The sequence below is a fragment of the Pseudomonas sp. AC247 genome (genome assembly GCF_979258015.1).
In genome coordinates this window covers 442,906-465,660 of the sequence record NZ_OZ409829.1, presented here as the reverse complement: position 1 = coordinate 465,660, position 22,755 = coordinate 442,906, and the positions used below count along the sequence as shown (strand labels likewise).

The window sequence follows — 22,755 nt, the reverse complement described above, 5'->3', positions numbered from 1 at the left end:
CTACCTCAGCTTCAGGGTGGCAAGGCCGACCAATACGAGAATCACGGTGATGATCCAGAAACGGACGATCACGCGCGGCTCGGGCCAGCCCTTGAGTTCAAAATGGTGGTGGATCGGTGCCATGCGGAACACACGGCGACCGGTCAGCTTAAAGGACGCAACCTGAATGACGACTGACAGGGTTTCCATCACGAACACGCCGCCCATGATGAACAGGACGATTTCCTGACGGACGATCACCGCGATCGTGCCCAGTGCCGCGCCGAGTGCCAGGGCACCGACGTCGCCCATGAACACTTGCGCCGGGTAGGTGTTGAACCAGAGGAAGCCCAGACCGGCACCGATCAGCGCGCCGCAAAACACGATCAGTTCGCCCGCGCCCGGCACGTAAGGGATCAACAGGTATTCAGCGAATTTCACGTTACCCGACAGGTAGCAGAAGATGCCCAAGCCGCCGCCGACCATCACAGTTGGCATGATTGCCAGACCGTCGAGGCCGTCAGTCAGGTTGACCGCGTTGCTCGAACCGACGATCACGAAGTAGGTCAGCACGATGAACCCGAGACCCAGCGGAATGCTGTAGTCCTTGAGCATCGGCAGGATCAGCGTGGTTTCCACCGGGGTGGATGCGGTCATATAAAGGAAGATCGCTGCGCCGAGGCCGAACACCGACTGCCAGAAATACTTCCAGCGGCTCGGCAGGCCACGCGAGTTCTTCTCGATGACTTTACGGTAATCGTCGACCCAGCCGATGGCGCCGAACAGCAGGGTCACCAGCAACACAGTCCAGACGTAGCGGTTGCTCAGGTCAGCCCAGAGCAAGGTGCTGACGCCGATCGAAGACAGAATCAATGCGCCGCCCATGGTCGGAGTGCCCGACTTGGACAGGTGCGATTGCGGACCGTCGTTACGCACGGATTGACCGATCTGACGGTTCTGCAGGGTGCGGATCATCCACGGGCCATAGCACAGCGACAAAACCAGCGCGGTCAGCACACCGAGAATCCCGCGCAGGGTCAGGTACTGAAAGACCGCGAAGCCTTTGTAGAACTGTTGCAGATACTCCGCTAGCAGCAGCAGCATTAATGTTTCTCCAGACTGGACCCGCACAGAGCCGCAACGATGTTTTCCATCGCTGCACTGCGCGAACCCTTGATCAAAATGGTGGTGTTTGTGTCCTGCTCGGCGTCGAGGGCCTGGATCAGCTCGGCTTGCGTGCCGAAGTGATGCGCCTGTTCACCGAATGCGTTCACGGCGTGAACCATGTTTGGCCCGACAGCGTAAAGCGCGGAAACCTTGCCCCGAGCGTACTCGCCCACGTCGCGGTGCCCCTGCTCCGCCCAATCGCCCAACTCGCCGATATCCCCGAGCACCAGGACGGTGCGGCCGGAAAAGCCGGCGAGTATATCAACGGCCGCGCACATTGAGGTGGGGTTTGCGTTGTAAGTGTCATCGATCACGCGCATACCGTTTTTCGCCAGTTGCGCGACGGTGCGACCCTTGACCGGTTGCACGGCGCCAAGCCCGGTGGCGATGCCGAACAGCGACACGCCCAAAGCGTGAGCGGCAGCGGCGGCGGCCATGGAGTTGGCGACGTTGTGGGTGCCGAGCAGGTTCAACTGAACGCGCTCGATACCTTCAGGTGTGTGCAGATTGAAGGCCGGGCAACCACGTGCATCAGTGCTCAGGTCGCTGGCGTAGAAATTCGCCTGAGTGTTGCTCAGGGCGAACGTCAGCACTTTGCGCGCGCCCGCACGGGTCTTCCAGATACCGAAGGCCTTGTCATCGAGGTTGAGCACGGCGATGCCGTCAGCTGCCAGACCGTCGATGATTTCGCCTTTGGCTTCGACGATTTTTTCCGGCCCGCCAAACTCACCGACGTGAGCGGTGCCGGCATTGTTCAGGATCGCTACGTGCGGCTTGGTCAGGCCGACGGTGTAAGCGATTTCACCCAGACGCGAGGCGCCCAGTTCGATGACCGCCGAGGTATGTTCCGGGGCCAGTTCGAGCAGGGTCAGCGGTGCGCCGAGGTCATTGTTCAGATTGCCACGGGTCGCCAGCACCGGGCCGCGCGTGCGCAGGATGCTCGCGAGCATCTCCTTGACGGTGGTCTTGCCGCTGGAACCGGTGATCGCGGCGACTGGCTGAGTGAAAGCAGCGCGGTTCAGCGCGCCCAACTGGCCGAGGGCCTGACGAGTGTCTTTGACCAGCAGTTGCGGCAGCGTGCTGTCGGCGACTTCGCGCTCGACCAGTGCAGCCACCGCGCCTTTGGCGGCGACGTCATTCAAATAGTCATGACCGTCGAAGCGCGGGCCGGTCAACGCAATGAACAGTTGGCCTGGCTGGATCGCACGGCTGTCGATGCTGACGCCGTCGAAACTGGCATCAGCAGCGATCAAACGCGCATCGAGCGCATTGGTCAGTTCGCTGAGTTTCAGGGCCTTAAGCATGGGCCACCTCCCACGCGGTCAGGGCGTGATCGGCTTCGACCAGATCAGAGAAGGCATGGCGCTCGCCGTTGATTTCCTGATAGTCCTCGTGACCTTTACCGGCCAGGACAATCACGTCATCGGCGGACGCGCCGGCAATCAGTTGCGCAATCGCCTGGCCACGGCCAGCGACAAAGGTGACTTTATCCACAGCCGTGAACCCGGCGCGGATGTCATCGAAAATCACCGCAGGATCTTCGGTGCGCGGGTTGTCGTCGGTGACCAACACTTGATCAGCCAGACGCTCAACCACTTCGGCCATCAACGGACGCTTGCCGCGATCACGGTCGCCACCGCAGCCGAACAGGCACAGCAGCTGACCTTTGACGTGCGGGCGCAGCGCGGTCAGGACTTTTTCCAGCGCGTCCGGGGTGTGGGCGTAATCGACCACCACCAACGGCTGCGTGCCACCACCCAGACGCTGCATGCGTCCGGCCGGGCCTTCGAGTTTCGGCAGTACTTTAAGAATTTCGTCGAGCGCGTAATCCAGACCGAGCAAGGCGCCGACCGCAGCGAGGACGTTGCTCAGGTTGAAGCGACCGAGCAAGGTGCTGCGCAGATGATGTTCGCCCTGCGGCGTGACCAGCGTGGCGCGCACGCCGTGGTCGTCGAACTGTGCTTCGCGGCAATACAGATAGGCGCTGCTGTCGAGCAGGCTGTAGGTAATCAAGCGCGACTCACGTTTTTCAGCGGCCAGTTGCCGGCCAAAATCGTCGTCGAGGTTGACCACGCGGCACTTCAGATCATTCCAGGCGAACAGCTTGGCCTTGGCCTCGGCGTACGCCTCCATGGTGCCGTGATAATCCAGATGATCGCGGGACAGGTTGGTCATCACCGCGACGTCGAATGCCAGCGCGGTCACGCGGCCCTGATCCAGACCGTGGGACGACACTTCCATGGCCACGGCTTTGGCACCAGCCTTTTTCAGGTCGCCCAAGGTCGCTTGCACGGCAATCGGATTCGGCGTGGTGTGCAGACCGCTTTGCAGCGCGCCATAGAAGCCGGAACCGAGGGTGCCGACGATGCCGCAATGCTGGCCGAGCAGATCCAGCGCCTGCGCAACCAATTGGGTCACGCTGGTCTTGCCGTTGGTGCCGGTGACACCCACAAGATTCAGGTGATGACTTGGCTCGCCATAAAAACGCCCGGCGATGTCCGACAGCTGCGCGGCCAGGCCTTTGACCGGAATCAGCGGCACGTCGGTGATCGGCAGCACGGTAGCGCCTTCCACTTCATAAGCCACAGCCGCCGCACCACGTTGCAGTGCATCGGCGATATGCGCACGGCCATCGAATTTACCGCCAGGCACGGCGAGGAACAGATCGCCTGCGCGTACGCTGCGGCTGTCCAGCGCCAATTCACGGATCAACAGATCGTGGCCGGCGTGGGGGAATATCTTGTTCAGACTTAATGACATCAGCCGCGCCCTCCATTGGCTTTCAGCGGAATGACCGGGGTAGCGTTGGCTTGTTGCGTCGTCGGCAGGTTGTCCGGCGTGACGTTCATCAGGCGCAGGGTGCCGGACATCACACGGCTGAACACGGGCGCCGATACCAGACCACCGAAGTAGCCGGCCTTGGACGGTTCGTCGATCACCACAACAATGGCGTAACGCGGATCGCTCATCGGGCCGAATCCGGCGAACAGCGAGCGGTAGGAGTTCTCGGCGTAGCCCTTGGTGCCGACCGACGTTTTACGTGCAGTACCCGACTTGCCCGCCACGTGATACGCCGGCACCTGCGCACGGAATACACCGCGCGGCGCTTCGATCACTTGGGTCAGCATGCCTTGCATGGTTTTGGCGACGGCTTCCGGCAGCACTTGTGTGGTCTGCGGCGGTTTGTCGGTTTTGATCAGGGTCAGCGGCGCGAGACGACCGTTGTTGGCCAGCGCCGAGAACGCATGAACGAGCTGAATCGCGGTCACCGAAATACCGTAACCGTACGACAGCGTTGCGGTTTCAGCCTTGCGCCAATCGCGGTAGTTCGGCAGGTTGCCGACACGTTCGCCCGGGAATCCAAGGCCGGTGTCCTGGCCGAGGCCGACTTTCTGCGCGAGGCGGAAAATCGTTTCGCCGCCGATATCGAACGCGACCTTACTCATGCCGACGTTACTGGAATTGATCAGAATGCCGGTCAGGTCGAGTACCGGACCTTCGCTTTTGGAAACGTCCTTGATCGTGTATTTGCCGATCTGCAGGGAGCCCGGATACACCTCGACGGTGTCACTCGGCTTCCAGCGCCCGGTTTCAATCGCGGCGGCCATCGAGATGGCTTTCATGGTCGAACCCGGTTCGAACACGTCGATCATCGCGCGGTTACGCATCATCGCCGGTTGCAGGTTGCGACGGTTGTTCGGGTTGTAGGTCGGCTGGTTGACCATGGCCAGAATCTCACCGGTCTTGACGTCCATGATCACCAGACTGCCGGCCTTGGCGCCGTTCTCGATGATCGCGTTACGCAGTTCGCGGTTGGCCAGATATTGCAGACGCAGGTCAATGGACAACGCCAAGGGCTTGCCGGCCTTGGCGTTTTTGGTGACCTGGACATCCTTGATCAGCCGTCCGCGCCGATCCTTGATGACCTGTCGTTTGCCCGGCACCCCGGCGAGCCATTCGTCATAAGCCAGTTCGACACCTTCGCGACCGTGGTCATCGATGTCGGTAAACCCGACCATGTGCGCGGTGACTTCACCGGCCGGATAGAACCGACGGAATTCTTCGATGCCGTAGACGCCCGGTACTTTCAGATCGAGCACAGACTGGCCCTGCTCGGGGGTCAGCCCGCGCACCAGGTAGATGAATTCTTTGTTGGCCTGGGCCTCGAGGCGTTCGGTCAGGGCTTTCGGGTCCTGGCCCAGCGCGGCGGCGAGTGCCGGCCACTTCTCTTTCGCCGTCTGCATTTCCTTGGCGTTGGCCCACAGCGTGGTCACCGGAGTACTCACGGCCAAAGGCTCGCCGTTACGGTCGGTGATCAGACCACGGTGAGCCGGGATTGGAATGTGACGCAGACTGCGCGCATCGCCCTGACCTTTGAGGAAGTCACGGTCAACCACTTGCAGGTCGATGATGCGCCAGCAGATCGCCGCGACCATCACACCGAGCAGCGCGACCATCAGGCGGAAACGCCATGGGAACAGAGCGCCTTCGAGTTTCATCATGGCGCCACCATCTTCACGTCAGCCGCGCCAGGAATATGCATTTTCAGTTGTTCGGTGGCCAGCACTTCGATGCGGCTGTGCGCGGTCCAGGTGCTCTGCTCAAGAATCAGACGGCCCCACTCGGCCTGCGCCTTGTCGCGCACGCTGAGTTCGTTGTAAAGGGTGTTGAGCAACTGCCGGTTCCAGTGCGCGCTGTACGACACGGCGATGGCCGACACGAGCACGCCGATAAACAGCAGCAGCATCAGAAAGCTGCCGCCGGGCAGTGGCTTGGCGAAAAGCTTGCTCACCGCAGCTTCTCCGCGACGCGCATGACAGCGCTACGGGAACGTGGGTTGGCTTTGAGTTCGGCGTCGGAGGCCGTCTGCGCTTTGCCATGGACTTTGATTTTCGGTTCGAACGCCACATGGCGAACCGGCAGGTTGCGCGGCAGGTTGTCGGCTTCGCCTTTCACCAGCTTGCGCATGAACAGTTTGACGATGCGGTCTTCCAGCGAGTGGAAGCTGATCACCACCAGGCGGCCGCCAATTTCCAAGGCGTCCAGCGCCGCTTCGAGGCCGGCTTCCAGATCACCCAGTTCGTTGTTGACGTGAATACGCAAACCCTGGAATGCACGGGTGGCCGGGTTCTTGCCCTTTTCCCACGCCGGGTTGGCGACTTTCAACACTTCAGCCAGGTCGGCAGTGCGCTCGAACGGCTTGATGTCGCGACGCTCGGCGACGGCGCGAGCCATACGACCGGAGAAACGTTCTTCGCCGTATTCCTTGAACACCCGGGCGATTTCCTCAGCCGGCGCGGTGTTGACGAATTCGGCAGCGCTGATACCCCGGGACGGGTCCATGCGCATGTCCAGCGGGCCGTCGTTGAGAAAACTGAAACCGCGCTCGGCGTCGTCGAGCTGCGGCGAAGACACGCCGAGGTCGAGCAAAATACCGCTGACCTTGCCGCTCAGACCTTGTTCGGCAACCACCGAACCGAGTTCGGCAAAGCTGCGCTGCACAACGACAAAGCGGCCGTCTTCGGCCGCTAGCGTTTGCCCGGTGGCAATCGCTTGTGGATCTTTGTCGAACCCGATGAGCCGACCGTCGGTGCCGAGCTGGCTGAGGATCAGTCGGCTGTGGCCGCCGCGTCCGAACGTGCCGTCCAGATAGCAGCCATCAGGACGTACGGCGAGAGCCTCGACGGCTTCGTCAAGCAGTACGGTGATGTGGTTAAAGCCGCTATCAATAGTCACAGGATCAAATCACGCAGTTCATCAGGCATCGCGCCCGGTTGTTGAATGGCAGCAAGGTCAGCGGCAGATACCGCGTTCCATGCATCCTCGTCCCACAATTGGAACTTGTTCAGTTGGCCCACCAGCATCGCGCGCTTATCCAGCTTGGCGTACTCGCGCAAACGCGGTGGAACCAGAAAACGGCCACTGCCATCGAGCTCGAGGTCGACGGCGTTGCCGATCAATAAACGCTGCAAGCGACGGTTCTCTTCGCGAAGCGAAGGGAGTGCGCGCAACTTGGTTTCAATAATTTCCCACTCGTCGAGCGGATAGACACACAGACACGGATCAACGGCATCAATGGTGACGATCAACTGGCCAGAACTACGCGAATCGAGCTCGTCACGGTACCGGCTCGGCATGGCGAGACGGCCCTTTGCATCGAGACTGATAGCGTTAGCTCCGCGAAACACGTCTGCGTTTCTCCAATTTTTATCGTTTTGAGCTCAAAAAACCCACTTCATGCCACTTTCCGCCACTTGCGCACACTATAGGAATGCGCCCACCACACCGTCAAGGCGCGGATTAAAGGAAAACCCTTACAGAACGGAGATTTAGGAGCATAAAAGAAGGAGTAACGACAATCTGGCGCTGACTTTTGACCTATAACTTGATGCAGCACTGATAGCTGCGCTCGAAAGTTAAAGTAATTTGTTAAGAGTAAGATTTTTTCGGTATTACAAAAGCGCTTCTGCTGTTGATTGAAGCGAGGTGGGAAATGGCTATTACTGCGCGTGCCGCTGCCGAACTTTCAGAACAGGCGTGCTGATATTACACAGCCCTGTTGCCAATGATTCAAGCAGGGAAAGAAAAAGGTGGAGAGTCGATCTGTAAGCCGGGTTCTGTCTTGAACAGTCATTCGTCTACGATGGCCATCACTGGACATCTTTAGCAACCTACCCGGTCCCAGCGCGGGCCACGCCTTGGGACCCTATTTGGTCTTGCTCCAAGTGGGGTTTACCTAGCCACGAACTGTTGCCAGACGTGCGGTGCGCTCTTACCGCACCTTTTCACCCTTACCGGCGCCGAAGCGCTTAGGCGGTTATTTTCTGTGGCACTTTCCGTAGGCTCACGCCTCCCAGGCATTACCTGGCACTTCGCCCTATGGAGCCCGGACTTTCCTCCCCCCCTAATTTTCATAGAGGGCAGCGACTGTCCGATCGACTCTCCGCCGCGAAGGTTAACGGCAGAGCGCCCGAAGAACAAGCGCTAATAGCCGCAAAACCTGTCCGATCGACGGGTTACTCGCCCTTCTGTTTATCCAGCGCGACCTGATACAGCACGTTTTTGCGCTCGCCAGTGATCTGCGCAGCCAAGGCCGCGGCACGCTTGAGCGGCATCTCTTCGAGCAACAGATTGAGGACGCGCATCGCCTCGCTGCTGACGGCGTCTTCAGACTCCGGCGCGGTCCAGCCCGCGACCAGCACGACGCACTCGCCGCGCTGCTGATTACTGTCGGATTCAACAAATGCGCGCAGCTCGGCCAGCGGCAAGCCTTTCAACGTCTCGAAGGTCTTGGTGATTTCACGGGCGAGCAAGGCCTGACGCTCACCCCCAAACACCGCTTCCATATCCTGCAGACACTCAAGAATGCGGTGCGGCGCCTCGTAAAAAATCAGCGTGCGCGGCTCTTCTTTAACTGCTTCGAGGCGCGCCTTGCGCCCCACCGATTTGGCCGGCAGGAAACCTTCAAAGATAAAACGGTCGGACGGCAGCCCCGCCGCCGACAGCGCTGCAATCAGCGCACAGGCACCCGGCACCGGCACCACATTGATCCCGGCAGCACGCGCCTGTCGGACCAGGTGATAACCCGGATCGGAAATCAGCGGCGTGCCGGCATCGGAAATCAGCGCGACGTTATCGCCCGCGAGCAGACGGGTAATAAAGCGGCTACCTTCATCTCGTTCATTGTGTTCGTGACAAGCGGCCAGCGGCGTGGAAATACCGAAGTGCTGCATCAGGCGCGCCGAGTGACGGGTGTCTTCGGCAGCGATCAGCGCCACTTCACGCAGGATTTTCAGTGCCCGGGCGCTGATGTCGTCCAGGTTGCCGATGGGCGTCGCCACCACATAAAGCGAGCCAGCAGCGGAATTCAAAGGACCTGGAGCAGTCAAAGCGCACACCTCGTGTTCGGTAAAAGCGGGCATTGTAGCGCGTCGCGCGACCGGCGATACGCCTGAGCCAAACCCGGTTTTGCCCGCAGTTGTGTGCTGTCGCAACATTTACTCCAGCTAAATTGCCCGTTTCACGCCACTAACATCGCGCCCCGGCCAGTGCTTGGGTACAATTCGACGCTAATTTGATCGAGTATCAGGAACACTTACATGATCGCTTGCCTGCGGCTGTTCACTGCCCTCTGCCTCGCTGCCTTGTTGGCGGCTTGTGCCAGCTCCCCTTCCTCCAGCCTTGGCGAACTTCCACGGACTCCGGATGCCAGCATCGAGCAACTGCTCGAACAGGCTACCCAGGCGAAAACCCCGGAAAAAGCTGCCCTGCTGCGCCTGAGCGCGGCGGACCTGGCTTATCGCCAAGGCAATGCCGGACAGTCCGCGCAAATCCTGCAACAAGTGCCGATGGAGCAACTCAAGCCCGGCCAGCAGATTTTTGCCAGCACCTTGAATGCTGAACTGGCGATGACGCGCAATCAGCCGAAAGCTGCGCTGACTGCCCTGAGCCATCCAAGCCTGCAGCACCTGGGCGAAATGCCTGAAGAGCAACAAGTGCGCACCGGCACCGTTCACGCCCGCGCCCTTGAAGCCGACGGTCAGACACTCGCCGCCGCGCGCGAACGCGTGTTCATCGCACCGATGCTGCAAGGCGAAGCCGCGAGCAAGAACCACGAAGCCATCTGGACACTGATTGGCTCGCTGCCGACCGACCAGTTGCAACCTAACACCACCGACGATCTCGGCGGCTGGATGGGTCTGGCACTGGCCGTGAAATCCGCCGGCACGCTGGAACAGCAGCAAGCCGCGATCGACACCTGGCGCGCACAGAATCCAAAACACCCGGCCGCGATCAACCTGCCGCTGCCACTGACCAAACTCAAGGAACTGGCCAGCCAGCCACTGAGCAAAATCGCCCTGCTGCTGCCGCAAGACGGCCAGTTGGCAGCGGTCGGCAAAGCACTGCGTGAAGGTTTCATGGCGGCGCACTACCAGGCGCAACAGGCCGGGCAGAAGCCACCCGCCATCGTCTTCTACGACAGCTCCAAGCTGACCTCGATAGATGAGTTCTACCGCAAGGCTCAGGCTGACGGCGTGCAACTGGTCGTCGGCCCGCTGGAAAAACCACTGGTCAAACAATTGAGCACTCGCCCACAACTGCCGATCACCACCCTCGCGCTGAACTACAGCGAAGGTGATCAAGGCCCGGCGCAACTGTTCCAGTTTGGTCTGGCCGCTGAAGACGAAGCCCGCGAAGTCTCGCGCCGCGCCCGTGCCGACGGTCTGCATCGCGCCGCCATCATGGTGCCGAAAGGCGAATGGGGCGACCGTGTACTGCGTGCTTTCAGCCAGGACTGGCAGGCCAACGGTGGCAGCATCATTGCCATTGAGCGCGTTGATCAGCCGGTGCAACTGGCTCAGCAGATCGCCGAGATGTTCCAGCTGCGTCAGAGCGAAGCCCGCGCCAAAAGCCTGCAAAATGCTGCCGGTACCAACGTAGCAGCACAGCCTTCGCGTCGTCAGGACATCGAATTCATCTTCCTAGCCGCAACGCCGCAACAAGCGCAGCAGATCAAGCCGACCCTGAACTTCCAGTATGCCGGTGATGTTCCGGTTTACGCGACCTCGCACGTTTACAGCGCCAGCGGCGATGTGAATCAGTACAACGACATGAACGGCATTCGCTTCTGCGAAACCCCATGGTTGCTGGACAACAGCGATCCACTGCGCCAGCAAGTGGTTGCACAATGGCCGCAAGCAGCGGGCAGCCTCGGCCGCCTGTACGCGATGGGCGTTGATGCCTATCGTCTGGCGCCACGCCTGGGCCAGCTCAAGGCCCTGCCGGACAGCCGCATCGACGGTGAGTCGGGCAGCCTCGGCATGACCCCGACCCAGCGTGTTGTGCGACAGTTGCCTTGGGCGCAGTTCGTCAGCGGCCAGGTTCAACGCCTGCCGGACACCCAGCGCTGATGCCTGACAGGTCACGCTCGCAAAGCGGTAAAGATGCCGAGCGCCGGGCGCTCGAGCATCTGCAACAACAAGGTCTGCGCCTGCTGGCGCAGAACTGGTTTTGCAAACGTGGCGAGCTTGATCTGGTCATGCTTGATGGCGATACAGTAGTATTCGTTGAAGTTCGTTACAGAAAAAACACCCAATGGGGTGGCGCGCTCGCTAGCATCGATGAGCGCAAGCAGCAGAAACTGATTTTCGCCGCACAGTATTTTCTTCAGCGCGAGTCGCGTTGGGCCAATTCCCCCTGCCGCTTCGACGTGGTGGCCATCGACAGCCATCCGGATCAGCTGAACTGGTTGCAGAATGCTTTCGACAGTTGATCGTCGGCGTTGCGACCCGGACAATCCCACCGACAAATTTTGCTCTTTGCTTTGCGGGCTGCACATTCATGTGCCGAACAGCCGCGCTACTTAAGGTCACACAGATGGACATGCAATCCCGAATTCGCCAGCTTTTCCAGGCCAGTATCGACACCAAGCAACAGGCGATGGACGTACTTGCACCGCACATCGAGCAAGCCAGCCAGATCATGGTCAACGCCCTGCTCAACGAAGGCAAAATGCTTTCGTGCGGCAACGGTGGCTCGGCCGGTGACGCCCAGCACTTCTCTTCGGAGCTGCTCAACCGCTTCGAGCGCGAGCGCCCGAGCCTGCCGGCCATCGCCCTGACCACCGACACGTCGACGATCACCTCGATCGCCAACGACTACAGCTACAACGAAGTGTTCTCCAAACAGATCCGCGCACTCGGTCAGCCAGGCGATGTCCTGCTGGCGATTTCGACCAGCGGCAACTCGGCGAACATTATTCAAGCGATCCAGGCCGCACATGATCGCGAAATGATTGTCGTAGCTATGACCGGACGCGATGGCGGCGGCATGGCGTCGCTGCTGTTGCCCGAGGACGTCGAGATTCGCGTACCGGCCAATGTCACTGCACGTATTCAAGAAGTCCACTTGCTGGCGATCCATTGCCTCTGCGATCTGATCGACAGCCAACTGTTCGGGAGTGAAGAATGACCCCTAATCGCCTTGGCCTTCTGGCCTTGACCCTGTGCCTCGGCATCAGCGGCTGCACCTCGGTGGTGAACGCCAGCCGTGAAGCACCGATCGACGACGACCGTGGCACGCGCACCTTCGGCAGCAAGATCGACGACTCGCTGATCGAAACCAAAGTGGGTGTGAACGTGGCGAAGGCCGACCCGGCTCTGGACAACGATTCGCACATCGTCGTCACCAGCTTCAACGGCGTCGTGCTACTGGCCGGTCAAACGCCGCGCGCAGACCTGAAAGCCAAGGCTGAGCAGGCGGCAGCTGCCGTTCAACGGGTAAAAACCGTGCACAACGAACTGCAGGTCATCCCGCCGTCCGGTTTCCTGGCGCGCCAGAATGACACCTGGCTGACCTCCAAGATCAAGACGCAGATGCTCACTGACGCCAGCATTCCCGGCTCGCGCATCAAGGTGGTGACCGAGAACGGTATCGTTTATCTGCTGGGCCTGCTGACCAAACAGGAAGCCACCCAGGCGACCAACCTGGTGCAGGGCGTTTCCGGCGTACAGAAAATCGTCAAACTGTTCGAATACATCGATTAATACACATCTCTATGTAGGAGCTGCCGCAGGCTGCGATCTTTTGATCCTGATCTTTTAAAGCAAGATCAAAAGATCGCAGCCTTCGGCAGCTCCTACAGATTTGAGATGCGCATGCAGTTTTGAGACGCGCATGAAAAAGGCGATCCATCCGGATCGCCTTTTTTTATTTCACCACTTTCAAGCTTGGCCGGCCGCTAGGGCGCGGTGGCTCGCTGTCCGGTGGCGGCAAGTCGTCATCCGACTCGATCTCTTCCTCGTCATCCATCGGCGACTCGAGATCAAACACCATGCCCTGACCATTCTCCCGGGCGTAGATACCCAGAATCGCACTGATCGGCACGTACAAGCTGTGCGGAACACCACCGAAGCGACCTTCAAAGGTCACCACGTCGTTGTCCATGTGCAAGTGCCGTACGGCACTTGGCGAGATGTTCAGGACAATCTGCCCGTCACTGGCAAAACCCTGTGGCACCTGCACCGCCGGGTACTCGGAATTGACCAGCATGTGCGGGGTGCAATCGTTATCAACAATCCACTCGTAGAGCGCGCGGACCAGATAAGGTCGACTGGAGTTCATAGCGGCTCCTTAAGCCTTAGCGCATATCGCGTTCGACACCAGACAGACTCGCCTGGAAAGCCTCACGCGCAAACGAGCGCTCCATATAATCAAGCAGCGGCTTGGCTGGCCGCGGCAGTTCAATACCCAGAATCGGCAAACGCCAGAGTATTGGCAATAGGCAGCAATCCACCAGACTTTGTTCCTCACTGAGGAAAAACGGCTTGTCGGCAAACAGCGGCGACACGCCAGTCAGGCTCTCGCGCAATTCCTTGCGCGCCACGACCCGCGCGGCCTCCTTGCTTTTCGGATCCAGAATCAGATCCACCAGCCCACACCAGTCGCGCTGAATACGGTGAATCAGCAAACGGCTGTTGGCACGCGCCACCGGATAAACCGGCATCAAGGGCGGGTGCGGGTAACGCTCATCCAGATATTCCATCACCACGGTCGACTCCCACAACGCCAGGTCACGATCGACCAGCGTGGGCAGACTTCCGTAAGGGTTCACCTCAATCAGTTTAGGCGGCTGACGACCAGCCTCCACATAAATGATTTCGGCGCTGACACCCTTCTCTGCAAGCACGATGCGCACTCGGTGGGAATAGTGGTCGGCGGGGTCGGAGTAACAGGCCAACCGATTGGTCACGCCCATGGCGATCCTCCTCGCTTGTTGAATTTGTCGGAACCGGAAAAACGCGCGCGCCCAGAGGGCGCCTCCCGCAATGCCTGGCTAGCCAGACGTTGCGTTATCGGAGGCGCCCTTGGGCGCGCGCGATTAACAGCAATGCTTGAAGCGTATCAGTGCACGTCTTTCCAGTATTCACGCTTGAGCAGGTAGGCGAACACAAAGAAGAACGCCAGGTACAGCAAGACGTAAGTACCGATGCGCTGATGTTGCAGCTTAACCGGGTTAGCCGAGTAAGCCAGGAAGGTTACCAGATTCTTGACCTTCTCATCGAACTGCTCTTCGTTCAGAGCACCGGACTTCGGCACGATGGTCAACTGATCGCACGCTTCATGGGTCAGCGGCGTGCCGGTCAGCGGATCATATTGCTTCTTGCCGTCTTCAACGATCTGCACCTGCTTGCAACCCACCACCTGACGACCTTGCAGGCCGACCAGCACGTTAGGCATGCCGACGTTCGGGAAGACCTTGTTGTTCACACCCCAAGGGCGTGCAGGATCTTCGTAGAACGACTTCAGGTAACCGTAGAGCCAGTCAGTGCCACGCACGCGGGCAACCAGCGTCAGGTCTGGCGGCGCTGCGCCGAACCAGGTCTTGGCGTCGGTCGGTTGCATGCCGATGGTCATGTGATCGCCGATCTTCGCACCGGTGAACACCAGCTTCTCCAGCATCAGTTCGTGCGGCACACCGAGGTCATCGGCAACGCGCTCGTAACGCTGGAACTTGGCACTGTGGCAACCCATGCAATAGTTGGCGAAAGTACGCGCACCGTCCTGCAGGGCCGCTTTATCGGAGACGTCAATGTCGACTTTTTCCAGCTCCGGACCACCGTGTTCAGCGGCGAACGACAAGACAGGCAACGCAGCAAAAATCAGAGCAAAAAATAACTTTTTCATCAGCCAGTCACCCTTTCCGGAACCTTTTTGGTCTTCTCGAGCCTGGTGTAGAACGGCATCAGAATGAAGTAAGCGAAGTACAGGAAGGTGCACACCTGCGACAGCAAGGTTCGCTCCGGCGTCGGCGCAAGCACACCGAGAATGCCGAGGATGACGAACGAAATGCAGAACACCACCAGCCAGATTTTGCTCATCCAGCCTTTGTAGCGCATCGATTTAACTGGGCTGCGATCCAGCCACGGCAACACAAACAACACCGCAATCGCCGCGCCCATGGCGATAACGCCCATGAGTTTGTCCGGGATCGCGCGCAAGATTGCGTAGAACGGTGTGAAGTACCAAACCGGCGCAATATGCTCTGGCGTCTTGAACGGGTTGGCTTGTTCGAAGTTTGGTTTTTCGAGGAAGTAGCCGCCCATTTCCGGGAAGAAGAACACAATGAAGCAGAAGATAAACAGGAACACCACGACACCGACAATGTCTTTCACGGTGTAGTACGGGTGGAAGGCGATGCCGTCCAGCGGGATGCCGTTTTCATCTTTGTGCTTCTTGATGTCGACGCCATCAGGGTTGTTCGAGCCGACTTCGTGCAGCGCCAGAATGTGCAGTACCACCAGACCGAGAATCACGATCGGCAGCGCCACAACGTGCAAGGCGAAGAAGCGGTTCAGGGTGATCCCCGAGATCAGGTAGTCACCACGAATCCACTGAGTCAGGTCGTTACCGATGACCGGAATCGCACCAAACAGCGAGATGATCACTTGGGCACCCCAGTAGGACATCTGGCCCCATGGCAGCAGGTAACCCATGAACGCTTCAGCCATCAGCGCCAGGTAGATCAGCATGCCGAAGACCCAGACCAGCTCACGCGGTTTCTGGTACGAACCGTAGAGCAGACCACGGAACATGTGCAGATAAACCACGATAAAAAATGCCGAAGCACCGGTCGAGTGCAGCAGACGCAGGATCGAGCCGTACTCGACGTCACGCATGATGTATTCAACGGAGGCGAAGGCTTCTTCCGCCGACGGCGTGTAGCTCATTGTCAGCCAGACGCCGGTGACGATCTGGTTGACCAACACCAGCAACGCCAGCGAGCCGAAGAAATAGAAGAAGTTGAAGTTTTTTGGCGCGTAATACTTGCTGAGATGGTCTTCCCACATTTTGGTCGCGGGGAAGCGCGCATCAACCCAATCCATGAACTTGCTCATCACGCTTTCTCCGTATCGACGCCAATGACAATCAGGTCATCGGTCTCATAGGAATGCGGGGGAACTGGCAGGTTCAAAGGCGCAGGTTGCGACTTGTAGACGCGGCCAGCCAGATCGTAGTGGGAACCATGGCAAGGGCAGAAATAACCGCCTACCCAGTCTTTGCCCAGATCCGCAGGTGCCACTTCGGGACGGAAGGTCGGTGAGCAACCCAGGTGTGTGCAGATCCCGATCAGCAGCAGAATTTCTGGCTTGATCGATCGCACTTCAGGGTCGACATAGGTGGGTTGCGTGGAGTTTTTGGAGGTTGGATCGGAGAGTTGGCCCTCGATCTTCTTGAGATTCCCCAGGATTTCCGCAGTACGGCGGACAATGAACACCGGCTGGCCGCGCCACTCAGCAATCATCTGCTGTCCTGGCTCGATCTTGCTGACATTCACTTTCACCGGTGCACCGGCGGCTTTCGCCTTGGCACTGGGAAACCATGACCCCACGAACGGGACCGCAGCCCCCACCGCTCCTGCAGCACCCACCACGGATGTGGCTGCTACCAAGAAGCGACGCCGGCCTGCATTCACGCCGTCATTGCTCATTCAGTCCTCTCCCATCAGCTTTTGTGGCCTGTTAAATCAGGCATCTACTAAATAAATCAATGTTACTTATAAAAATTTTGCCGAATGGTAATGAAAAGCCCCAATTCTGACAAGGGAATTACCCGGAGCTCTTACCCTCAAGCCTTGCAGTATAGGGGGTCTACGGAAGTGGCAAGTTGTCGCAGCGCAATTCTTTGATAAATCACAGGCATAAAAAAACGCCCGCTTCCGTGAGGAGGCGGGCGTTCTTTTTGAACGTGGAAGCGGAATTAACGCTTCGAGTACTGCGGACGCTTACGCGCTTTACGCAGACCAACTTTCTTACGTTCAACTTCACGGGCGTCGCGAGTAACGAAGCCAGCTTTGCGCAGAGCGCCACGCAGGGTTTCGTCGTAGTCCATCAGAGCGCGAGTGATGCCGTGGCGGATTGCGCCAGCTTGACCACTTACACCACCGCCGATCACGGTGACGTAGATGTCGAACTTCTCGACAGTCTCAGTCAGCTCCAGCGGCTGGCGAACTACCATGCGGGCAGTTTCGCGGCCGAAGAAGTTTTCCAGCGAACGGTTGTTGATGGAGATGTTACCAGTACCCGGACGCAGGAAAACGCGTGCGGTTGCGGTCTTGCGACGGCCAGTGCCGTAATTTTGAGTCGCCGACATAATGTACTATTCCGTTAAAACTTCAGTTCTTGGGGCTGCTGAGCAGTATGTGGGTGTGCAGCGCCCGCATAGACTTTCAGCTTACGGTACATGTCGCGACCCAGTGGGTTTTTAGGCAGCATGCCTTTAACCGCGGTCTCGATCACGCGCTCAGGGGCTTTAGCGATCAGCTTTTCAAAGTTGATCGACTTGATGCCGCCCGGGAAACCGGAGTGGGAGTAGTACATTTTGTCAGTGGTTTTAGCACCGGTAACACGAATCTGCTCAGCGTTGATTACGACGATGTAGTCGCCGGTGTCAACGTGAGGAGTGTACTCAGGCTTGTGCTTGCCACGCAGACGGCTCGCGATTTCGGTGGCCAGACGACCCAGGGTCTGACCAGCAGCGTCGACGACAAACCAGTCGCGCTTTACTGTTTCTGGTTTAGCAGTAAAAGTTTTCATTCTTTATAGCCTCAGGGGCCGCCCTGTAAATTAGACGGCGGATCTTACTGAATAGTGCGTACTTTGACAAGTCAAAGGCAGCCGGATACAGACGCTTTCGGGGGCTCGGGTCGGCGCGTCCGTTCAACGGCAAGATTCTTCGGCGGCGGCGCATCACTTCCACTGCAGAAAGAGGTCGGCAATTATGCAGATTGCGAAAAATATTTCAACCTGCTTTTATGATTGTTTTGCCCAAGGAGCACCTGATGGACTATCGCCAGCTAGGCCGTACCGACCTGAACGTGAGTGCAATCTGCCTCGGCACCATGACCTGGGGCGAGCAAAACACTGAAGCTGAAGCCTTCGCGCAGATCGAACGCGCCAAGGAAGCCGGGATCAATTTCATCGACACCGCCGAGATGTACCCGGTGCCGCCGAAAGCCGAAACCTACGCCACCACCGAGCGCTACATCGGCAATTACTTCAAAAGCCGCGGTGATCGCGCCGACTGGATCCTCGCCAGCAAAATCGCCGGCCCGGGCAACACCATCGACTACATCCGCGACAAAAACCTGCGCCACAACCGCCAGCACATCACCGCCGCAGTGGATGCCAGCCTCGAGCGCCTGCAAACCGACTACATCGACCTGTATCAATTGCACTGGCCGGAACGCAGCACCAACTTTTTCGGACAACTGGGCTACAAGCACAAGATCGAAGCCAACCTCACCCCGCTGGAAGACACGCTCGAAGCACTCGACGAGCAAGTGAAGGCCGGCAAGATCCGCCACATCGGCCTGTCCAACGAAACGCCGTGGGGCACCATGCGTTTCCTGGCACTGGCCGAAGCCCGTGGCTGGCCGCGTGCGGTGTCGATCCAGAACCCGTACAACCTGCTCAACCGCAGCTTCGAAGTCGGCCTAGCGGAAATCGCCATCCGCGAACAATGCGGCCTGCTCGCCTATTCGCCGCTGGCGTTCGGTTTCCTCTCAGGCAAGTACGAAGGTGGCGCACGTCCGCCGAAAGGCCGCCTGAGCCTCTATAGCCGCTTCAGCCGCTATTTCAACGCGCAATCGGAAGCAGCCTGCAGCCGTTACGTCGCACTGGCCCGTGAACACGGTCTGGACCCGGCGCAGATGGCCCTGGCGTTTGTGACTCAGCAACCGTTCGTCACCAGCAACATCATTGGCGCGACGACGCTTGAGCAACTGGACAGCAACATCGCCAGCTTTGATCTGAAGCTTTCCGATGAAGTGCTGGAAGGGATTGAGGCGATTCACAAGGATCATCCGAACCCAGCGCCTTGATCAGCCGCTAAAAGCTTCGCGGGCAAGCCTTGCTCCTACAGAGAATCAAAATCCCGTAGGAGCAAGGCTTGCCCGCGAAGGCGCCCGCCGCCTCACCACAACATCAGAGTGACCGCGCAATGATCTCTTTCATGATTTCATTGGTACCGGCATAAATCCGCTGTACGCGCGCATCCGCCCACGCCCGGGCCACCGGGTATTCCCACATGAAGCCGTAACCGCCATGCAACTGCACGCACTCGTCGAGCACCTTGCATTGCAGGTCGGTGCCCCAGTATTTAGCCATCGCGGCCGTCGGCACATCGAGCTTGCCTTGCAGGTGCAGTTCCAGACATTTGTCGACGAAGACTCGGCCGATCTGAATTTCAGTGGCCATTTCTGCCAGCTTGAAACGGGTGTTCTGGAAATCGGCAATTGCCTTACCGAAGGCCTTGCGATCACGGGTGTAATCCAGTGTCCATTGCAACGCCGCTTCCGCTGAGGCCAACCCGCCAATCGCCACCGTCAGACGCTCTTGCGGCAGTTCCTGCATCAGATAGGCAAACCCTGCTCCCGCCTGCCCCAGCAGGTTTTCCTTGGGCACGCGCACGTCCTGGAGGAACAATTCCGAGGTGTCCTGCGCCTTCATGCCGACCTTCTCCAGGCGCTTGCCCTTCTCGAAGCCCGGCGTATTGGCCTCGACCAGAAACAGACTGGTGCCCTTGGCGCCGGCCTTGGGATCGGTCTTGGCGACGACGATCACCAGGTCGGCGAGAAAGCCGTTGGTGATGAAGGTTTTCGAGCCATTGATCACGTAGTCGTCACCGTCGAGCACGGCAGTGGTTTTCACGCCTTGCAGGTCGGAACCGGCACCCGGCTCGGTCATGGCGATGGCCGTGACCATTTCGCCCGAGACCAGTTTCGGCAGGTACTTATGCTTCAGCGCCTCACTGCCGTAGTGCAGGATGTAAGGAGCAACAATATCGGAATGCAGCGAGAAACCGATGCCGGTCAGGCCGAGCCGACCGACCTCCTCGATCACCACAGCGCTGTACAAAAAGTCCGCCCCCAACCCGCCGTATTCCTCCGGCAGATGCGAGCAGAGCATCCCCGCCTCCCCTGCCTTGTTCCACAGTTTACGGTCGATGTGGCCTTGTTTCTCCCACTGCGCATGGAACGGCACGGCCTCTTTTTCGAGGAAGGTTCGTACGCTGTCGCGAAATAATTCGTGCTCGGAGCTGAACAAGGTTCTGGGAATCATGCGGCACCTTTGTTTCTTGTTGGAGGGAGATGACCTTCAGAGACTATGCCTCCCCTCCGACACAGGACACTGGACACATCCGACAAAAAATAAGACGATCCAGCCGTCTGGTGACCACTTTCCCTTATAAAAACAAAACAAAAGTTGAATTATGTCCAAGCAAGTCTCCACGCCCTTGCGGCGCGTCAGCATCCTGGCGATCGACCAGGTTTTCGCCTTCACCCTCATGCAAGCCAAGGATTTTTTCCATGTGGCGAGCCTGCGTTACGGCAAGCAACTGGGCCACGGCCTGACTCCGGCGTTTGAAACGCGCCTCGTCAGCCCCGACGGCAAACCGGTGAAAAGCTTCAGTGACGTGGTCATCCCGGTGGACGGCGGTCTGGAAAACACCGATATCATCATCCTGCCGGCGTTCTGGGATGACTTCGATACGTTATGCAGCCGTTACCCACAAATCCTGCCTTGGCTGCGCGAACAACACGCTCGCGGCGCAGTACTGTGCGGCGAAGCCACCGGCGTGTTCTGGCTGGCCGAAGCCGGGCTGCTCAATGGCAAGGAAGCGACCACCTACTGGCGTTTCTTCAATGCCTTCGCCGAGCGCTTCCCCAGGGTGCACCTCAATCAGGACAAGCACCTGACCGACGCTGACAATCTCTATTGCGCCGGCGGCACCACATCAGCCTGCGACCTTTACATTTATCTGATCGAGCGCTTCTGCGGGGCCAACGTCGCCCAGGCCGTGGCCCGCGACATCCTTTACGAAGTGCAGCGCAATTACTCCCCGGGGCGCATTGGTTTTGGCGGGCAGAAGCTGCATCAGGACGTGATCATCCTGCAGATTCAGCATTGGCTTGAAGAGCACTTCGCCGACAAATTCCGCTTCGAAGATGTGGCGCGCGAGCATGGCATGAGCATTCGTAACTTCATGCGTCGCTTCCAGACTGCGACTGGCGACAAGCCCCTGCATTACCTGCAACGGCTGCGCATCGAAACGGCGAAGGGCTTGTTGTCGGGCAGCCGCAAAAGCATCAAGACCATCAGTTATGAGGTCGGTTACGACGACGCGAGCTTCTTTGCGCGGTTGTTCCGCCAGCACACCGAGCTGTCGCCGAACCAGTATCGGCAGCAGTTCCAACAGGCTGCCTAACCTTCTGTCCACACACAAACCCATGTAGGAGTGAGCCTGCTCGCGATTGCGTCCGTTCATGCAGCATTTATGTGACTGATCCACCGCTAATCGCGAGCAGGCTCACTCCTACAGGGTATTGCGGTGAATGCTGGACATAAAAAAGGCCTGCAATTGCAGGCCCTTTTTTTTGTTTCGCGATTCTGTTTAAGGCTTGTGCGCCCGCGACAGGAATTCGTGCGATTGCATCTCCAGCAATCGGCTCAGCGTGCGCTGGAATTCGAAGTTCAAGCGGCCGCCGGTGTACAGATCCTTCAGCTCGACTTCAGCAGAAATGATCAGCTTGACGTTACGGTCGTAGAACTCGTCGACCATGTTGATGAAGCGGCGAGCGATGTCGTCAGTGGTGACGCTCATCTGCTCGACACCGCTGAGCAACACGGCGTGGAAGATCTTGCCCAGCTCGATGTAGTCGTTCTGGCTACGCGGGCCGTCGCACAGTTCGCGGAAGTCGAACCAGGCCACGTCGTCGCACGTACGCAACGCGCGGATCTCGCGGTTTTCGATGATCAGCACATCGTTCTCGACCGCCGCAGTACATTCCGGCGTCAGCGCGCGGAAGCTTTTGCGCAGGCTTTCGTGGGACGCTTCGTCGAGCGGGAAGTGGAACAGTTCCGCTTGCTCGAGGTGACGCAGGCGGTAATCGACGCCGCTGTCGACGTTGACGATCTCGGTGTTCTGCTTGATCAGCGCGATGGCTGGCAAGAAGCGCGCGCGTTGCAGGCCGTCCTTGTACAGACCGTCCGGGACGATGTTCGAGGTCGCGACCAGGGTCACGCCATTTTTGAAGAGTTCTTCCATCAACGTGCCGAGAATCATCGCGTCGGTGATGTCGGAGACGAAGAACTCATCGAAGCAGATCACCCGCGACTCGTCGGAGAAACGCTTGGCAATGATGGTCAGCGGGTTTTTCTCGCCGCCGAGGGTCTTCATCTCTTCGTGCACGCGCTTCATGAAGCGGTGGAAGTGGGTGCGGGTCTTTTCCTTGAACGGCAGCGCTTCGAAGAAGGTGTCGACCAGGTAAGTTTTGCCGCGACCTACGCCGCCCCAGAAATACAGGCCCTTGACCGGCGTCTGATCCTTCTTGCCGAACAGCTTGCTCAGCAGTCCCGGCTTGTTTTGATCGGCGGCGATCAGATCGTCGTACAGACGCTGCAAATGACGTACAGCAGTTTCCTGCGCGGCGTCATGGAAGAAGTCCGGGCGTTTCAGATCAGCTTGGTATCGTTCTAGGGGCGTCATAATTCGTTAGCAAGGCAACAAAAACGGGCCGTCACTGTAGCGACGGCCCGTGGGAATGGC

At 58.8% G+C, this 22,755-nt stretch carries 23 protein-coding genes and 1 other RNA gene; 6 read left to right on the top strand and 18 right to left on the bottom strand.

Annotated elements, in window-relative coordinates; translation table 11 throughout:
• The 9 genes from mraY to rsmI all read right to left on the bottom strand — a co-directional run bounded on the left by mraY (window position 1) and on the right by rsmI (window position 9,068).
• A complete protein-coding gene (gene mraY, locus ACZZ0B_RS02260) occupies window positions 1-1,083 on the bottom strand; it encodes a phospho-N-acetylmuramoyl-pentapeptide-transferase (RefSeq protein ID WP_008082775.1) in 1,083 nt (360 codons plus the stop codon).
• On the bottom strand, window positions 1,083-2,450 hold the full coding sequence (locus tag ACZZ0B_RS02255; RefSeq protein WP_463544289.1) for a UDP-N-acetylmuramoyl-tripeptide--D-alanyl-D-alanine ligase: 1,368 nt from the start codon (window positions 2,448-2,450) through the stop codon (window positions 1,083-1,085). Before ACZZ0B_RS02255 ends, mraY begins: the two co-directional genes overlap by 1 nt.
• Window positions 2,443-3,906 carry a UDP-N-acetylmuramoyl-L-alanyl-D-glutamate--2,6-diaminopimelate ligase gene (locus ACZZ0B_RS02250; RefSeq protein WP_463544288.1) on the bottom strand — a complete coding sequence of 488 codons (1,464 nt, stop codon included), beginning with the start codon at window positions 3,904-3,906 and terminating at the stop codon, window positions 2,443-2,445. The genes ACZZ0B_RS02255 and ACZZ0B_RS02250 overlap by 8 nt, the downstream gene beginning before the upstream one ends.
• Window positions 3,906-5,645, bottom strand: a complete 1,740-nt coding sequence (locus tag ACZZ0B_RS02245) for a peptidoglycan D,D-transpeptidase FtsI family protein (RefSeq protein ID WP_177323319.1) — start codon at window positions 5,643-5,645, stop codon at window positions 3,906-3,908. Before ACZZ0B_RS02245 ends, ACZZ0B_RS02250 begins: the two co-directional genes overlap by 1 nt.
• Window positions 5,645-5,938: a cell division protein FtsL gene (gene ftsL / locus ACZZ0B_RS02240; RefSeq protein ID WP_007917008.1), complete on the bottom strand. Its 294-nt coding sequence runs from the start codon at window positions 5,936-5,938 to the stop codon at window positions 5,645-5,647. Before ftsL ends, ACZZ0B_RS02245 begins: the two co-directional genes overlap by 1 nt.
• Complete coding sequence (gene rsmH / locus ACZZ0B_RS02235) at window positions 5,935-6,882, bottom strand: 16S rRNA (cytosine(1402)-N(4))-methyltransferase RsmH (protein WP_008082779.1); 948 nt, start codon at window positions 6,880-6,882, stop codon at window positions 5,935-5,937. The genes ftsL and rsmH overlap by 4 nt, the downstream gene beginning before the upstream one ends.
• Window positions 6,879-7,334, bottom strand: coding sequence for a division/cell wall cluster transcriptional repressor MraZ (gene mraZ, locus ACZZ0B_RS02230; protein ID WP_007917012.1), 456 nt, complete (start codon window positions 7,332-7,334; stop codon window positions 6,879-6,881). The genes rsmH and mraZ overlap by 4 nt, the downstream gene beginning before the upstream one ends.
• 402 nt (window positions 7,335-7,736) lie before the next feature.
• Window positions 7,737-8,089: RNase P RNA component class A (rnpB, locus tag ACZZ0B_RS02225), an RNA gene on the bottom strand.
• Between the two features lie 73 nt (window positions 8,090-8,162).
• Window positions 8,163-9,068 (bottom strand): 16S rRNA (cytidine(1402)-2'-O)-methyltransferase, encoded by a 906-nt coding sequence (gene rsmI / locus ACZZ0B_RS02220; RefSeq protein WP_440094387.1) that lies wholly within the window; start codon window positions 9,066-9,068, stop codon window positions 8,163-8,165.
• A gap of 177 nt (window positions 9,069-9,245) precedes the next feature.
• Between rsmI and ACZZ0B_RS02215 the strand changes: the two genes are divergently transcribed.
• From ACZZ0B_RS02215 to ACZZ0B_RS02200, 4 genes are all read left to right on the top strand, one after another.
• Entirely contained in the window at window positions 9,246-11,057 is a 1,812-nt protein-coding gene (locus tag ACZZ0B_RS02215; protein WP_158831930.1) for a penicillin-binding protein activator, read from the top strand.
• Window positions 11,057-11,419, top strand: coding sequence for a YraN family protein (locus ACZZ0B_RS02210; RefSeq protein WP_158831928.1), 363 nt, complete (start codon window positions 11,057-11,059; stop codon window positions 11,417-11,419). The genes ACZZ0B_RS02215 and ACZZ0B_RS02210 overlap by 1 nt, the downstream gene beginning before the upstream one ends.
• 104 nt (window positions 11,420-11,523) lie before the next feature.
• On the top strand, window positions 11,524-12,117 hold the full coding sequence (locus ACZZ0B_RS02205; protein ID WP_007917022.1) for a phosphoheptose isomerase: 594 nt from the start codon (window positions 11,524-11,526) through the stop codon (window positions 12,115-12,117).
• A complete protein-coding gene (locus ACZZ0B_RS02200) occupies window positions 12,114-12,692 on the top strand; it encodes a BON domain-containing protein (RefSeq protein ID WP_007917023.1) in 579 nt (192 codons plus the stop codon). The genes ACZZ0B_RS02205 and ACZZ0B_RS02200 overlap by 4 nt, the downstream gene beginning before the upstream one ends.
• Before the next feature lie 163 nt (window positions 12,693-12,855).
• On the opposite strand, the gene ACZZ0B_RS02195 is transcribed toward ACZZ0B_RS02200, so the two are convergent.
• The 7 genes from ACZZ0B_RS02195 to rplM form a co-directional block, all read right to left on the bottom strand.
• A complete protein-coding gene (locus ACZZ0B_RS02195; protein ID WP_007917024.1) occupies window positions 12,856-13,269 on the bottom strand; it encodes a ClpXP protease specificity-enhancing factor in 414 nt (137 codons plus the stop codon).
• 16 nt (window positions 13,270-13,285) lie between these two features.
• Window positions 13,286-13,903: a glutathione S-transferase N-terminal domain-containing protein gene (locus ACZZ0B_RS02190; RefSeq protein WP_007917025.1), complete on the bottom strand. Its 618-nt coding sequence runs from the start codon at window positions 13,901-13,903 to the stop codon at window positions 13,286-13,288.
• Between the two features lie 146 nt (window positions 13,904-14,049).
• Window positions 14,050-14,832: a cytochrome c1 gene (locus tag ACZZ0B_RS02185; protein WP_440094383.1), complete on the bottom strand. Its 783-nt coding sequence runs from the start codon at window positions 14,830-14,832 to the stop codon at window positions 14,050-14,052.
• Window positions 14,832-16,043 (bottom strand): cytochrome b, encoded by a 1,212-nt coding sequence (locus ACZZ0B_RS02180; protein ID WP_008080276.1) that lies wholly within the window; start codon window positions 16,041-16,043, stop codon window positions 14,832-14,834. Before ACZZ0B_RS02180 ends, ACZZ0B_RS02185 begins: the two co-directional genes overlap by 1 nt.
• Entirely contained in the window at window positions 16,043-16,636 is a 594-nt protein-coding gene (petA, locus tag ACZZ0B_RS02175; protein ID WP_003228055.1) for a ubiquinol-cytochrome c reductase iron-sulfur subunit, read from the bottom strand. The genes ACZZ0B_RS02180 and petA overlap by 1 nt, the downstream gene beginning before the upstream one ends.
• Before the next feature lie 269 nt (window positions 16,637-16,905).
• The gene (gene rpsI, locus ACZZ0B_RS02170) at window positions 16,906-17,298 is read right to left on the bottom strand and encodes a 30S ribosomal protein S9 (RefSeq protein WP_008080273.1); all 393 of its coding nucleotides are present in this window, start codon (window positions 17,296-17,298) and stop codon (window positions 16,906-16,908) included.
• 14 nt (window positions 17,299-17,312) lie between these two features.
• Window positions 17,313-17,741, bottom strand: coding sequence for a 50S ribosomal protein L13 (gene rplM / locus ACZZ0B_RS02165; RefSeq protein ID WP_007917032.1), 429 nt, complete (start codon window positions 17,739-17,741; stop codon window positions 17,313-17,315).
• Window positions 17,742-17,986: 245 nt separating this feature from the next.
• Here rplM and ACZZ0B_RS02160 point away from each other — a divergent pair, with 245 nt between their 5' ends.
• Window positions 17,987-19,027, top strand: coding sequence for an NADP(H)-dependent aldo-keto reductase (locus ACZZ0B_RS02160; RefSeq protein WP_008080271.1), 1,041 nt, complete (start codon window positions 17,987-17,989; stop codon window positions 19,025-19,027).
• A 103-nt stretch (window positions 19,028-19,130) separates the two neighbouring features.
• Here the strand turns inward: ACZZ0B_RS02160 and ACZZ0B_RS02155 are convergent, their stop codons facing one another.
• Window positions 19,131-20,267: an acyl-CoA dehydrogenase family protein gene (locus ACZZ0B_RS02155; protein WP_463544287.1), complete on the bottom strand. Its 1,137-nt coding sequence runs from the start codon at window positions 20,265-20,267 to the stop codon at window positions 19,131-19,133.
• A 250-nt stretch (window positions 20,268-20,517) separates the two neighbouring features.
• Here ACZZ0B_RS02155 and ACZZ0B_RS02150 point away from each other — a divergent pair, with 250 nt between their 5' ends.
• A complete protein-coding gene (locus ACZZ0B_RS02150) occupies window positions 20,518-21,414 on the top strand; it encodes a GlxA family transcriptional regulator (protein WP_177323306.1) in 897 nt (298 codons plus the stop codon).
• Window positions 21,415-21,600: 186 nt separating this feature from the next.
• On the opposite strand, the gene zapE is transcribed toward ACZZ0B_RS02150, so the two are convergent.
• Window positions 21,601-22,695, bottom strand: a complete 1,095-nt coding sequence (gene zapE, locus ACZZ0B_RS02145; RefSeq protein WP_045123300.1) for a cell division protein ZapE — start codon at window positions 22,693-22,695, stop codon at window positions 21,601-21,603.
• Between the last annotated feature and the right edge of the window lie 60 nt (window positions 22,696-22,755).